This window comes from Bradyrhizobium lablabi, assembly GCF_900141755.1.
Classification (GTDB): Bacteria; Pseudomonadota; Alphaproteobacteria; order Rhizobiales; family Xanthobacteraceae; genus Bradyrhizobium; species Bradyrhizobium lablabi_A.
In genome coordinates this window covers 1,029,677-1,043,665 of sequence record NZ_LT670844.1, presented here as the reverse complement: position 1 = coordinate 1,043,665, position 13,989 = coordinate 1,029,677, and the positions used below count along the sequence as shown (strand labels likewise).

Sequence of the window (13,989 nt, the reverse complement as noted above, 5' to 3'; positions counted from 1 at the left end):
ATCGTGGCGCGGTACGTGCATTATTCCGCCGCGCCAGCGCTGGGCTCAGCCGCTTTTTCAGGACGGATCGACGGTCTGATCCGTTCGCGAACCATCTGGAAGACGACGTAAAGCGGCGGGATGACGAAGACGCCGATGAACGAGGCGAAGATCATGCCGCCGAACACTGGGGTTCCGACGTTGCGTCGGGCGAGCTGGGAGGCGCCGACTGCAACTACCAGAGGAAGAAGACCAAGGATGAAGGCGAAAGACGTCATCATCACGGGACGGAAGCGCTGCCTCGCTCCTTCAGTTGCGGCCTCGAGCAACGGTACCCCGTGCTCACGCTTCTCCTTCGCAAATTCGACGATCAGAATGCCGTTCTTGGCGGCAAGCCCGATCAGCACGATGATGCCGATTTGCCCATAGAGATCGAGTGTCAAATGGCCGAGGACGATCGCGACGAACGATCCGAGAATGCCAACCGAGACCGAGAGCAGCACTGGCACCGGAATGGTCCAGCTTTCATACAGTCCAACCAGAAAGAGATATGCAAACAGCACCGCAAATCCGAGGATCGTGCCGGTCTTGCCCTCGGCACGTTTTTCCTGGAACGCAGTGTCGGTCCATTCGCCCGCGAAGCCCGGGGGAAGGGTGCGCGCGGCCACCTCTTCCATGGCCTTGAGCGCCTGCCCGGACGAGACGCCGGGCGCGGGGGCTCCCTGAACGGTCACGGCGCGGAGATTGTTGTAACGGATCAGCGACGGCGGACCGACAACGACGCGAACTTCCACCAGACTCCGGAGCGGGATCATCTGTTCTTTGCTGTTGCGGACGTTGATCCGATAGATGTCGTCGATACTGGTCCGGTCGGCCGCCTCGGCCTGGACCTGCACCTGCCAGGTACGGCCGTACAGGTTCATGTTGTTGACGAAATATCCTCCAAGCGACGCTTGCAGCGCCTGGAAGACGGCACTCAAGGGCACGCCAAGGATCTGTGCCTTGTCGCGATCGATGTCGAGGTAAATCGACGGGTTCGTTGCCGAGAACGTGCTGAACACGCGGTTCAGTCGCGGATCCTGGTTGGCGGCAACCATGAGCCCGCGGACGACCTGCGCGAGCGCCTTCGGGTCGCCGCCGCGGAGATCTTGCAGCACATAAGTGAATCCACCCCCCGTGCCAAGACCGACGATCGGCGGCGGCGCGAGGGGTACGACGGTTCCGCCCTGGATCTGGCGGAACTTGGCACCAAGTCGCTTGATGACCTCTTGCGCCCCGAGCGAAGCGTCCTTGCGCTCGTCGAAGGGCTTGAACGACAACACCATGAACGCGGCGTTCGACTGCGAGTAATTGTCGATGAAGTTCAATCCGATCGCTGACGTATAGTCGGCGACAGCCGGCTCGTCTTTCACGATGGCTTCAGCCTGGCGGATCACCTCCGAAGTCCGTTCGACCGACGCGCCGCCCGGCAATTGCGCGACGACAAACAGCGCGCCCTGATCATCTTCAGGCAAGAAGCCCGTCGGGGTGATTTTCGCCAGGCCCACGACGCCGAAACCGCAAACCGCGACAACGGCCAATCCGATAACCGATATCCGGACGATGCGGGCAACCGCGGTCCCGTAGGCGTCGCGCACGCGGTCGATGGAGCGCATCACCGATCCCATCACGCCGCGACGTGGTCCGTGATGCGGACGCAGCAACACCCCGCACAGCGCGGGAGACAGAGTGAGCGCGTTGATCGCGGAGAGAAACATCGAGACCGCGACCGTGACCGCGAACTGCCGGAAAAGCTCGCCGGATATGCCGGGGATGAATGCCACCGGCACGAACACCGAAAGCAGCACCAGCGTGATCGCGATGATGGGAGCAATGATCTCCCCCATTGCCAGCTTGGTCGCATCGCCGGGGGAAAGCTCCGGATGCTCCTCCATCACCCGTTCGACATTCTCGACCACCACGATGGCATCGTCGACGACGATGCCGATGGCCAGCACGATCGCGAGAAGTGAGACCGTATTGGCGGAATAGCCGATCGCCTTGAGCACGATGAAGGTGCCGACCAGGCTGACCGGCACCGCAAACATCGGGATCAAGGTGGCCCGCACGCTCCCCAGGAACAGAAAGACCACGATGACGACAAGGACGAATGCCTCGAGCAGCGTCTTCTGAACCTCGTGTATGGTATCGGTGACGAAGGTTGTCGGATCGTAGGTGACCTTCCAGGCGAGATCGTCGGGAAATCGCGTTTCCAGCTCGGTAAAGCGCTCGCGCACTGCCTTGAGGGTTGCGATGGCATTGGCGCCCGGCGACTGGAAAACTGCCACCACTGCCGCGGGTCCGCCGTTGAACCTCGTCTCCCGGTCGAGGTTGGCGGCGCCCAGTTCCAGCCTCGCGACGTCGCTCAGGCGCAGCACGGAGCCGTCGGGATTGGTGCGCACGACGATGTTGGCGAATTCCTCGGGCGAGTCCAGGCGGCCCTTGGTCTGAATGTTGAGCTGTAGCTGCTGATCGTCCGAAATCGGCCGCGCGCCGATACGCCCGACGGCGGCCTGGATGTTCTGCGACTGGATCGCATTGATGATGTCGCCGGTCGTCAGGTTGAGCCCGGTCAGCCGGTCGGTCCGCACCCAGGCCCGCATCGCGTAATCCTGCGGGCCCCATAAATACGCGTCGCCAACGCCCGCCGTGTTCTTGACGGGGTCGAGCAGGTTGATGGTGACGTAGTTCGAGATGAACAACGGGTCGTGCGTATGCTTCGGCGAGTACACCGCGATCACGCCGAGCAGCGCCGAAGACTTCTTCTTGACCGTGACCCCCTGGCGCTGGACATCTTGTGGCAGCTTGGACAAGGCGACCTGGACGCGGTTGTTGACGTTGACGGCGTTGATGTCAGGGTCGGTGCCGAGCTCGAACGAGCAGGTCAGCGTGTAGCTGCCGTCATCGCCGCTCACGCTCTTCATGTAAATCATCTTGTCGACGCCGACGACTTGCGCCTCGATCGGTTGTGCGACGGTCGCATCGACAACGGCGGAGTTGGCTCCCGGATAGAAGGTCGTGACCGAGACCTGGGGTGGGACGATGTCGGGATATTGCGCAATCGGGATCGAAAACAGTGCCAGGAATCCGGCGATGGTCGTCACGATGGCAATCACGATGGCGAGCCGCGGCCGATCGACGAAGATGGCGGAGAACATCGGATCAGCTCCTTTTGAGCGTCGTCAGCGGGCTGGCCTTGACCGGTATTCCCGGGCGTACCCCCTGCAATCCTTCGACGATGACCTGCTCGTTTCCGGACAGACCTTCCTGCACGACAGCATCGGTTCCGCTCTCACCGCCGGGCTTGATCCGTTTCACGACGGCCTTGCCGTCCTCGACCACGAAGACATAGACGCCTTCCTGGTCGGCGATCAGGGCCGATTGTGGGACGACCACCATTTCCTGAGGGGTGCCGCTTTCCAGCGTCACACGCACGAGCTGGCCGTCGATCAGTCCGCCGGCCGGATTAGGGAAAGTGGCGCGCACCAGCACGGTATCGGTGGCGCGATCGACCGTGACGTCGACAAAATTGATCTGGCCGGTTTGGTCGTAGGTCTTGCCGTCGGCAAAGCGAAGCTTGGCCTTGATCGCCTTGAGGTCGATCTGGTGAGCCTCCTCCCGCGAGCGCAGAAAATCGCGCTGGCTCACCGGAAATGTCACATACATCGGCTCCTGGCTCACGACGACAGTGAGTGGGCCGCTGTCGGGGCCGACAACATTGCCCTTGGTGATGTTGGTGCGGCCGATCCGTCCGGAAACCGGCGCGACGATGTCGGTGTAGCCAAGATTGATTTTGGCGGTCTGCAGGCTGGCTTCGTCGCTGAGGATTTGGCCTTTTGCCTGCTCGTCCGCGGCAAACGCCTGATCCCGTGCAACGGTCGTTCCCGCGTTCTTTGCCAGCAAGTCCTCCGCCCGCGCGAGCTGCGCCTCGGTCAGCGTTTTCGAAGCCTTGCTGCGTACCAAGGCGCCTTCGGCCTGCTCGACCGCCGCCTGGAACAATCCTTTCTCGATGCGATAGAGAGCGTCGCCCTCCTTGATCGGGTCACCTTCCTTGAACAGCACTGCTTCCAGGAAGCCCTGGACGCGCGCCCTGATCTCGACGCGGTTGACCGCTTCGACGCGCCCGACAAAATCGAGTGTCTTCTCGATGGACTTGTGCTCGGCCTTGACGACGCCGACCGGAATAGTGGCGGGTGGGGCCTGTTGTGCAGCAGCCGGGGCCACAAATCCGCAAACGATGAATACCGTGCAAATTGCGGTTCGCATTGCGGCCTCCCTGTACAGTTCTTGCTTCTTTGTGATCCCGCGTTATCGGTCGCTGCCCGGGTGCGGCTGGAATATTGACAGACTATATCTGCCAATCACGGGAGTCGATGCAGGCTTTGGCTGCTCCGTCCCCTCACAAGGCTAATTCGGCGTTGATCAGGCGATTTCGCGTTGCTGCTGCAGCCGCGTCGGCGGCGGCAAACCGTGCGGCCTCAGCCTCGGGGCGCAGAAATGCCATGCCGATCAGGCCTCCAATAAGGCTTACGAAGCCGCAGATCAGGAAGCCGCGATGGAAGCCCTCGGAAGCAGTGGCGCCATTCTCGATAATTCTTCCCATGACATAGGGTGCCAGCAGACCCGCTGATGTCGACACCGCGGTGATGATCGTCAACATCGCGCCACGCTGTGACACCGGCGTGAACTCGCTGACAATCGCCGGACTGAGGACATAAATCACCGAAGGGACTGAAATCCCGAACACAAGGAGTGCCAGGTTCAGCATGGGCGCTTCGACGTGCGGCATGGCAATCAAGGCAATCCCTCCCAAGGCGACCGCGCCGCCGCCAATCAAACTGCGAGCGACGAGGCTTGAATAATTCCGTGCGAGCAGGTTTTGCGAAAGCCAGCCAGCTCCGATGACGATAAAAACATTGCATACCCATGGCAGGGTGCTGAGCCACCCGGTCTGTTGTTGGGTATATCCGAGACCTCTAATCAAATAGTGCGGTAACCACGCGATCATGAGCGACAGACCCCAATAGGCGCCGAAGCCCGATGCGCATGCCGCGAATACGGTGGGATTGAGCAAAAGGCGTCGGTAGGGAATCCGTCCGAACGATCGTCCCTCGGTCGGCGTTGGCGTTTCATTGAGGGTGCCTTCGCGTCCGAGCGCCAGCCATGCCAGCGCCCAGACCAGGCCGGTCAACCCCAGCGCTGCGAAAGCCCAGTGCCAGGAATAACGCACAATGAGATAGTTGAGCGCGGGCAGCGCCAGGACCACCCCGATGCTCGCGCCCTGGGAGACCATGGCGGTAGGCAAGGTGCGCAGTTCGTTGGGAAACCACTTGTAGGCCGAGTGCAGCGCCACAGGATATGCCGGCCCTTCACCGGCGCCGAGCAGCACACGGCAGGCAATCAACGTTGTGAAGCCGACCGAGCCGACCATGGGAAATTGGGTAAGCGCCCAGATCAGTCCCATCGCAAGCAGCGCCCAGCGGGTCTGAATACGATTGACGACGAAGCCTGTGATGACCCCGGACACCGCATACAGAAAGAAGAAACTGGAACCGACGAGGCCGAATTGGCTCGGCGTCAATTCCAATTCCTTCATGATAGGTTCCGCGGCAAGCCCGATCACCGCCTTGTCCGCGAAGTTGATCAGCATAAACAGAAATAGAAGCAGCACGATCACCCAGGCGTACTTTGACGGTCTCTGCCTGCTCATGTATTTGCTCCCCGCTTCGTGATTGCTAACGTTGCCGAAGTCGCGTCATGGATGTACGGCGCATCGGGGGTCTCGTCAGGCCGGGATGCGTACTGGGAGAGACCGGTATCCGTGGACGAAGCTGGAATAGACACGTTCGGGCTCGCCGACGACCTCGATCGTAGGATAGCGCTTCAGGGCTTCTTCCCACAGGATTTTCAACTGCAATTCCGCGAGTCTATTTCCCACGCACCGATGAATCCCGAAGCCGAACGACAGATGCTGTCGCGCGCGCGGACGATCGATCATGAACTTGTTCGGGTTGTCGATCACCTCGTCGTCGCGGTTCCCGGAAATGTACCACATGACGACCTTCGCCCCTTTCTTGATCTGCTTGCCTCCAATTTCCGTATCGGCAAGAGCCGTGCGCCGCATGTGCGCAAGCGGCGTCTGATAGCGGATGATTTCCGACACCATGTTGCTGATGAGGCCGGGGTCGTCGCGCAGCCTTTGGTACTGATCCGGGTTTTCGTTCAGGAACAGCACGCCACCGGTAATGGAATTTCGCGTGGTGTCGTTGCCGCCCACGATCAGGAGAATTAGATTCCCGAGAAACTCCTTCGGTCCCATGTTTCTGGTCGCGGGCGAGTGCGCCAGCATTGAAATAAGATCGCTTCTTGGCTCAGCGTTTATCCGCTCGTTCCAAAGCTTGGTAAAATACTCCAGGCAGTTCTTCAACTCGGCCAAGCGGGCCTCTTCGGAGTTGAACATTCCCCCGGGGCCAATAGGAGCTGTCGCCGCGTCGGACCAGTAGGTAAGTAAGCGTCGATCTCGCAACGGAAAATCGAACAGCGTCGCCAACATCTGGGTGGTCAGTTCGATGGACACGCGGTCCACCCAGTCGAACGTCTCGTTAACGGGCAGAGAGTCGAGAATGGCGCAAGCTCGGGTGCGAATGAGGTGCTCAAGCTTGGCCAGGTTACCGGGCGCGACGATCGGGCTCACCGTCTTGCGCTGCTCGTCATGCTTCGGCGGATCCATCGAAATGAAATTGGGTGTTCGAAACTCTTCGGGTCGATCCAGGATGGATATGCCGCCTTCCGAGGAAAACACGGCGTGATTGGTGTCGACCTGCATGATGTCTTTATACTTGGTGATCGACCAATAGGGTCCGAACGCGCTTTTCCCGCAATAGTGAACGGGATCCTCGCGGCGCAATCGCTCGAAATACGGCCAGATGGTTCCGTCCTGAAACAGTTGCGGATCGCTGACGTCGATCTGATCGAGTGGGATATCGGCCGCATTGGCTTTCGCAGATTGAACGGTTTGCGTGGTCATGCGGAATTCTCCAAATGTCTGCCAATAGCGAGGACTGATTCCAAAAGCGCGGTCGACGAGCTCGCGGTCAGTGCTGAGCCTCAGGCAAGTTGACGACGAGGCCGTCCAACTCATCGGTCATCTTGATTTGGCATGACAGACGCGAATTGGGTTTTGCGAGCGCGGCGAAGTCGAGCAGCGCGGCCTCCTGTGATCCCTGAGGCCCGACCTTTTCGAGCCAGCGAGGATCGACATACACATGACAGGTCGCGCAGGCGCATTCGCCGCCGCAGTCGGCGTCAATGCCGACGATGCAGTTGTTGATCGCGCCCTGCATCACCGAAAGACCTGATTGCAACTCGATTTCGTGCTCGGTTCCGGTGTATCCGATATAGGTGACCTTCGGCATAGCCGCTTTTTTCCTCCGGTTGATTGATCGCGACGTCGCGCTGCGCGCTCTTTCATCGGCAGCGACATGGCGTGCGGTTAGTTTGCGTGGTCTTTCCGCGGCGCTTTGTTCGCCCGTGTCTGTCGCGAGCGCCGGTATCGCCGCCGCTCGCTGTCCGAAAGAACCGTTTCAGCCGCGAAAAAATGGCTTGTCGCCACAAATGGTCACGCGATGACCGTAGCGTCGCTCCGGGAAATAATCCCACAGCGCATGATGCTGCGTGCTGCGATTGTCCCAGAAGGCAATCGAGCCGGGCTGCCATTTGAAGCGGCACATGAATGCCGGCGTCTCAACATGCCGGTGCAACATCTCGAGCAGCGCTGCGCTCTCCGGCTTCTTTAACTGCGGAATATGTGTGGTGAAGCCCCGGTTGACGTAGAGCGCTTTCCGTCCGGTCACCGGATGGGTGCGGATCACCGGATGTTCCGATTTCGGAAATTGCATGTCGGCGCGATCGGTCGCCTTGTGGCGGTAGGGATGCGCCTTGTTGCTGTCATGGATCGCCGTGCAGCCCTCAAGCAAATGCCGGATCGGTTCCGACAGGGCATCGTAGGCGGCATACATATTTGCGAACATGGTGTCGCCGCCGCCGTTAGCAGGTGTCTCATGCATGTAGAGGATCGAGCCCATAGGCGGCTCCCCGTCACAGGACACGTCGGAGTGCCATTCTTCTCCAGCCACCCGTTTCGACTTTTCGTCAGCCTTAATCACCAGGATTTCGGGATGGCCTTCGATCAGCTGTGGTGCGTTTGGGTGCACATGCAGCTTGCCGAACCGGCGGCCGAAATCCTTTTGTTGCTCCGGCGTCAGCTTTTGATCCCGGAAGAATATCACCAGGTTCTCCATCAGCGCGTCATGCACCTCCTGGAATTGCTGGTTACCGACTTGCTTGCCGAGATCGACGCCGAAGATCTCCGCGCCGATTGTCGGGGTCAGCTTTCGCACTTCGATTGACTGATATGCCATTGCATTTCCTCCATATCGACGCTGGTCTGTTCGCGCGTCTTGGCGTTCTTTGCCGGAATAAAAGCAAATCAGCTTGCTGATTCTGAGCAGATTCCGTATTACGGAATACCGGCGGGAAAGGCATTTTCGGCATGGGTGCTAGCAAACCAGTAGAACCAGTGGTGCGAGCCCTGAAGTTGCTCGAGGCGCTTAATCGCAAATCCGCGAGCAGTCTCGGCGATCTGCGCGCTGCCACGGGTCTGCCCAAGCCAACGCTGATCCGCCTCCTGGACACTCTGATCGCCGCGGGATATGGCGCCCGCATTTCGAGCGAAGCCGGCTACCGGATCACCGAGAATGTGCTGGCACTCTCCATCGGCCTTCGCTTCATCGACCGCATCGTTGATGCCGCAATGCCTGCGATGAGCCAATTTACCCGGGAACACAATTGGCCGATCGGGCTCGCCAAGCTCCGGGATGGCGTTGTGGCGCTTCTCCACAGCACCGCTCCGCAAAGCCCGCTGTCGTTCGAGCGAGCTGGATACAATCGGACCTATCCGCTCATCCCCAGCGCGCTCGGGCAGGCCTATCTGGCCTTCTGTCCGGCGGACGAGCGGCGGCGTTTGATCCGGGAGTTGCTTCCCGATAACGAGCTCGGCGTTTTAGGTATGCGAGACACCCAAGCGCTCGAGACGCATCTCGCCGTAGTTCGGCGCCGTGGCTACGCCGTGACGCTATCGCCGCGCCCCTACAAGGTGCTCGGGCTCGCGGTTCCCGTGAGGCAGGGCCGCCAGGTGCTCGCCTGCCTCGTGATGCGTTTTCCCAGATCCGTGATGACGCATGAACAAGCGGCCGATCGCTACCTCGGATCGCTCAACGCAACTGCGCGCGCCATTGTGACAGCGCTCGCGGCGCAGGACAGTGCGAATTAATCGCTACCTCAGCGAAAACGCTTGGACTTCACGTCCCAGGTGATCTGCTCTCGACCGCCGATGAATTGCACTGAACGTTGTCATTTCTCTTTAAAATGCCAGACGCCGTCCCAATCGGCTGGCGGCGGAGTGTTGCGCAATAGGCTGACGCGGCCGACAAACAGGCGCGAAGGTCCATCTTCGGCGTCGCTGAGCTGGCAGCTTTCGAAGCATCGCTGCGCCTCATCCCAGTCCTGACGGCGATAGGCATCAAGACCGTTGGCAAACATCTCGCGAAGCGCAATCCGCTCCGGCGCGATCTCGCCGACGCGGCCCATGGCCTCATAGATACGAACCGGCTCGGTCTTGCCGGCGACGGTGACAAGATCGAGCTCGCGTGCCTCGATGACATGTTGCGCCGTTCGATAGGTCTCCTCGCTGAGGATGAGCGAGGTGCCATAGAGTTTGTTGATACTCTCGAGACGCGAGGCGAGGTTCACCGTGTCGCCGATCACGGTATAAGTCCGCGACGAATCCGAGCCGATGGTCCCGACCACGGCTTCGCCGGTGGCTATCCCCATGCGGATAGCAAGCTCCGGGGGATTGCGTCGCATTCCCGTGATCTCGGGCAATTGGGCGCGAAGCAGGATCATCGCTTCCTGTTGTGCAAGCGCCGCGAGGCAGGCGTCGCTGGCGTGATCGTCGCCGGCAGAGAACGGTGAGACCCAAAATGCCATGACGGCGTCACCGATATATTTGTCGATGAAGCCGCGATGGGCGTGAATGATTTCGGCGACCGTTCCGAAATAGCTGTTCAGCAGGTTGACGACGGCGCTGGCGGTCAGTTGCTCGCTGATGCCGCTAAAACCCTTGATGTCGGAAAAGAAGATCGTCAGCGTGCGGCGCTCGGCCTGTTCGGCGCCGCTGCCGATCAAACGGGTGACGATGCGCGGGTCGACAAACTTGCCGAACGTATCCTTGATGCGTTCCCGCGTGCGAAGCTCCTCGACCATGCGATTGAACGACAGCGCGAGTTCGCCAACCTCGTCGCGCGTGCGAATCGACAGCGGCTCCGAATCCGTGCCGGCCTCGATGGCGCGGGTGCGGACCACCAGTTGGCGCAGCGCACCGACGACACGCGCCGATCCCACGGCGCTGATGCCGAGGCCGAGACCGCAGGCGGCCAGGAACAAGCCAAAGCTCAAATAGCTATTGAGCCGTTGTCTCGCGAGCACGTTGCGGGTGGCGCGATCGGTGAGACCGGCGAGGTTGCGGCGGATCTCGGATAGATCCGGCCCAAAAGCCTGGGCATATTTGGCGAAGCCAAGCGAGGCCGTCCGGGCATCCTCGCGCCGGCCCTCGGCAAGGTCCGCCATGGTCTGCTCGCCGGTGGCGAGAAACCCTTCGAGGCTGCGGGTCAGGTACTTGAACGATCCTTCGATGCGCGCCAGTTCGACGCGCTCCGAGGCCCGGTAGCCCGGGTCCTGGATCGCCTTGGCGAGCAATGTCGTTGCCGTGTCGACATCGGCGCGCAATTCGTTGCCGACGTCGTTCTTGGCGGCAATTGCCGCCGCCAGTTCCGGCGGATTCAGGGGATCAAGCCGCAGCGCACGCAAAATACCGAGTTCGTACCTGTCGGTATCGACATCGAGCTCTGCAACCAGCCGCGTCAGCGGCAGCTCGTATTCGGCAATGTTGCCGATTTGATCGCTGTCCAGCTTTTGAACAATGGCAAGGACGCCGACCACGACGCCAAACAGCGCCAGCAAGATGCCGGCAAGAAGAAAGATTTTCTTGCGGATCGTCATTTGGGGCCCAAGCGACATCAAGCAAGGCGCGTCCGCAAGCTCTTTGCTTGCACTTCTCAGTTAGAGACTCGATTTAAGCAGCTTCGCCGGATTTCGGCAAACGCGGGGCGGCGACCACCTAGGATGCACGAGCAGGCCCGGTATTGGCACTGTAACGATGCCAGGAAGGGAAATAGCTTAACAGAGTCCATAAAATGCGTCGCGCAAGATTACACATGAGAAGTCCGCGACCGGAAAACGGCTTCTGATTCAATGCGAGCCGATCAGGCTCTAAGCCGCCACCGGCAATTTCGCTCGCGTCTTGCGGCCGTCGCGCGGCAGCGAGATGCAGACGACGGTGCCGGCGCCGAGTTTTGAGCGCAGCCGCATCGATCCGCCGTGCAGATTGGTCAGCGAGCGCGCAATCGCCAATCCCAGCCCCGAGCCGTGATAGGTTTTGGTCAGCTGGCTCTCGACCTGCTCGAAGGGTCTACCGAGCCGCGCCAGCGATTGCGGGGCGATGCCGATGCCGGTGTCGGCGATCATCAACAGGATGGAATCAGAGAGCACGCGGGTGCGGACCACGACCTTGCCGCTGTCGGGCGTGAACTTCACCGCGTTGGACAACAGATTGACGATGACCTGCTTGATGGCGCGGCGATCCGCCACCACGGGAATGGTGCCCTCGATATCGGTCGCGAGCACGAGATGCTTGTCCTCGGCGCGCCCCGATACCACGCGCAGCGATTCCGCCAATGTCTTCGACAAATCGAGCGGCTCCATGTCGAGTTTCATACGGCCGGCCTCGATCTTCGACATATCCAGGATGTCGTTGATCACCTCCAGGAGATAATGGCCGCTGGTCAGGATGTCGTGGCAATATTCCTGATATTTTTCCGATCCCAGCGTGCCGAACATGCCGCTTTCCATGATCTCCGAGAAGCCGATGATGGCGTTGAGCGGCGTGCGCAGCTCGTGGCTCATATTGGCGAGGAATTTGGATTTGGTCTGATTGGCTTCCTCGGCGCGGTTTTTTTCCTTGGAATATTTTTCGGCGAGGTCGACGAGTTCGATGGCCTGCCGTTCCAGCGCGGCCTGCGAACGTTTCAGATCGCTCACGGTGGCGCGTAGCCGAAGGTCGTTGTCGACCAGCTTTTGTTCGTGCTCCTTGATGCGGGTGATGTCGGTTCCGACTGAGACGTAGCCGCCGTCCTTGGTGCGGCGCTCGCTGATATGCAGCCAGCTGCCGTCGTCGAGCTGCGCCTCGAAGGTGCGCGCGCCCGGCGTCTGGTGGCCGGTCTCTGGCAGGCGGGTGCGGACCTCCGGCATGCTGCCGACTTCGATCACGGTTTCATAGGAGGTGCCGGGCGTCACCGCGGAGTCCGGCAATTTGTGCAGCCGCTGGAAATGCGAATTGCACAGCACCAGGCGATCGCCGGCATCCCACAGCACGAAGGCTTCCGGGATGGTCTCGATCGCGTCGCGCAGCCGAAGGTCAGCCTCCACGGTCTTCTCGGCGAGGCTCTTCTGCTCGGTGATGTCGACGGCGATGCCGATCAAATGCAGGCCGGCATCGGCCGCGCCCTGGCTGAGCTCGCAGCGGACCCGCAGCCAGATCCAGTGGCCATCGGTGTGCTGCATCCGGAAGGTCTGGTCGATATGGTCGATTTTTGAGGAGATCAATTGGTCGGCGATCGCGAACAGGTCGATGTCGTCGGATTTTACCAGCGCATTGACCTCGCCGAAGGTCAAAAGATCGCTGCGGGTGTCGAGCCCGAGCATGGTGAACATCGATTGCGACCAGAAGATCCTGCCGCGCGACAGGTCCCAGTCCCACAGGCCGCAGCGGCCGCGGTTGAGCGCGGTATCGATCCGTCCGCGCACCGCGTCGTTGATCAGATCGCCCTCGCGGGCGCGGGTCGATTGCCAGTGGAATGCAAAGCCCAGGATCAATACGACAAAGCCGGTCGTGGCCGACAGCGTCACCGACAGCGCCGCGTCCGAGCGCCACAGCGAATCGACATTTTCCTGGATGATGACGACCTGGCCGGGCAGCGCCTTGACCACGCGCCGCACCGTCATCGCGCCGCTGCCGTTCGGCAGCGTGATGTCGGTGACGCCGGTCTGCTGTCCCGGCCCCGACAGCGGCAGCGCCGCGCTGATGATGTCGAGCAGTTGACTGGTGTCGCCGAGCGCCGCTTCGACCGGAACCCGCGCCAGCACGCGCTGGTCGGCGCCGATGACGATGACGTGCCGGCCGGATGCGACGGCCCATGACGGAATGAGGCCGGGCAGCACCAGCTGCAGGCGATCGAACGCCGTGCCGCGATCCTGCCTGTTCGCGGCGATGCGGTCGATGCGCTCGGCGAGAAAATCGGCCACTGCGGTGAGGTCGCGTTTGATGGACGTACGCTTCTGCCGGTGCTGGTCGACCACCTGCACGAACGCGCCGAGGCAAATGGTGATCAGGAAGGCGATGATCAGGGTGGGCACGGCACGGCGCAGCGCAGGCTCCGCTATCAACAGCCTGTGGTAGGCCGGTTTCGCGATCGACTGCGCCAATCCCTTGATCGAATCGGATTGGACGCACGCGCTCGCCGCGTGTGCGCGCGCCATGCCTATAGCCCCCTCGAAAACCGTTTCGCACCGGTTCGGAAGAGCCCCAGTCCCTTTCCGAATCAAGGCGATTTGAATCCAGTTTTCGCGGGCTGTCGAGAGTCAACAATTCCTTAATGAAAATAAATCTTGTCCAACACGGAATCGGCGTTCCGAAATCCCCGCAAAATACTTGCGAAGCGAGTCCGAAACGAGAACGCAGTTTTCAGAGTTCGTCATGCGCGGGCTTGTCCCGGGCATCCACGTCTTTCCAGTATC

The 13,989-nt window shown here is 60.8% G+C and carries 9 protein-coding genes; 1 reads left to right on the top strand and 8 read right to left on the bottom strand.

Annotated features, from left to right (window positions below; genetic code table 11):
• Positions 1-20 precede the first annotated feature (20 nt).
• The 6 genes from B5526_RS04945 to B5526_RS04920 all read right to left on the bottom strand — a co-directional run bounded on the left by B5526_RS04945 (position 21) and on the right by B5526_RS04920 (position 8,438).
• Positions 21-3,176, bottom strand: coding sequence for an efflux RND transporter permease subunit (locus B5526_RS04945; RefSeq protein ID WP_079537195.1), 3,156 nt, complete (start codon positions 3,174-3,176; stop codon positions 21-23).
• 4 nt (positions 3,177-3,180) lie between these two features.
• Positions 3,181-4,284: an efflux RND transporter periplasmic adaptor subunit gene (locus B5526_RS04940; protein WP_079537194.1), complete on the bottom strand. Its 1,104-nt coding sequence runs from the start codon at positions 4,282-4,284 to the stop codon at positions 3,181-3,183.
• Positions 4,285-4,417: 133 nt separating this feature from the next.
• Positions 4,418-5,695: an MFS transporter gene (locus tag B5526_RS04935; RefSeq protein ID WP_244562197.1), complete on the bottom strand. Its 1,278-nt coding sequence runs from the start codon at positions 5,693-5,695 to the stop codon at positions 4,418-4,420.
• 108 nt (positions 5,696-5,803) lie between these two features.
• Complete coding sequence (locus tag B5526_RS04930; protein ID WP_079537192.1) at positions 5,804-7,045, bottom strand: cytochrome P450; 1,242 nt, start codon at positions 7,043-7,045, stop codon at positions 5,804-5,806.
• A gap of 67 nt (positions 7,046-7,112) precedes the next feature.
• Positions 7,113-7,433 (bottom strand): 2Fe-2S iron-sulfur cluster-binding protein, encoded by a 321-nt coding sequence (locus tag B5526_RS04925; RefSeq protein WP_079537191.1) that lies wholly within the window; start codon positions 7,431-7,433, stop codon positions 7,113-7,115.
• Positions 7,434-7,601: 168 nt separating this feature from the next.
• Positions 7,602-8,438 (bottom strand): TauD/TfdA dioxygenase family protein, encoded by an 837-nt coding sequence (locus tag B5526_RS04920; protein WP_079537190.1) that lies wholly within the window; start codon positions 8,436-8,438, stop codon positions 7,602-7,604.
• A gap of 131 nt (positions 8,439-8,569) precedes the next feature.
• On the opposite strand from B5526_RS04920, the gene B5526_RS04915 reads away from it, so the two are divergent.
• On the top strand, positions 8,570-9,349 hold the full coding sequence (locus B5526_RS04915; RefSeq protein ID WP_079537189.1) for an IclR family transcriptional regulator domain-containing protein: 780 nt from the start codon (positions 8,570-8,572) through the stop codon (positions 9,347-9,349).
• An 80-nt stretch (positions 9,350-9,429) separates the two neighbouring features.
• Here the strand turns inward: B5526_RS04915 and B5526_RS04910 are convergent, their stop codons facing one another.
• Positions 9,430-11,136, bottom strand: a complete 1,707-nt coding sequence (locus B5526_RS04910; RefSeq protein ID WP_172841971.1) for an adenylate/guanylate cyclase domain-containing protein — start codon at positions 11,134-11,136, stop codon at positions 9,430-9,432.
• A 270-nt stretch (positions 11,137-11,406) separates the two neighbouring features.
• On the bottom strand, positions 11,407-13,731 hold the full coding sequence (locus tag B5526_RS04905; protein ID WP_079537187.1) for a PAS domain-containing sensor histidine kinase: 2,325 nt from the start codon (positions 13,729-13,731) through the stop codon (positions 11,407-11,409).
• Positions 13,732-13,989: the final 258 nt, after the last annotated feature.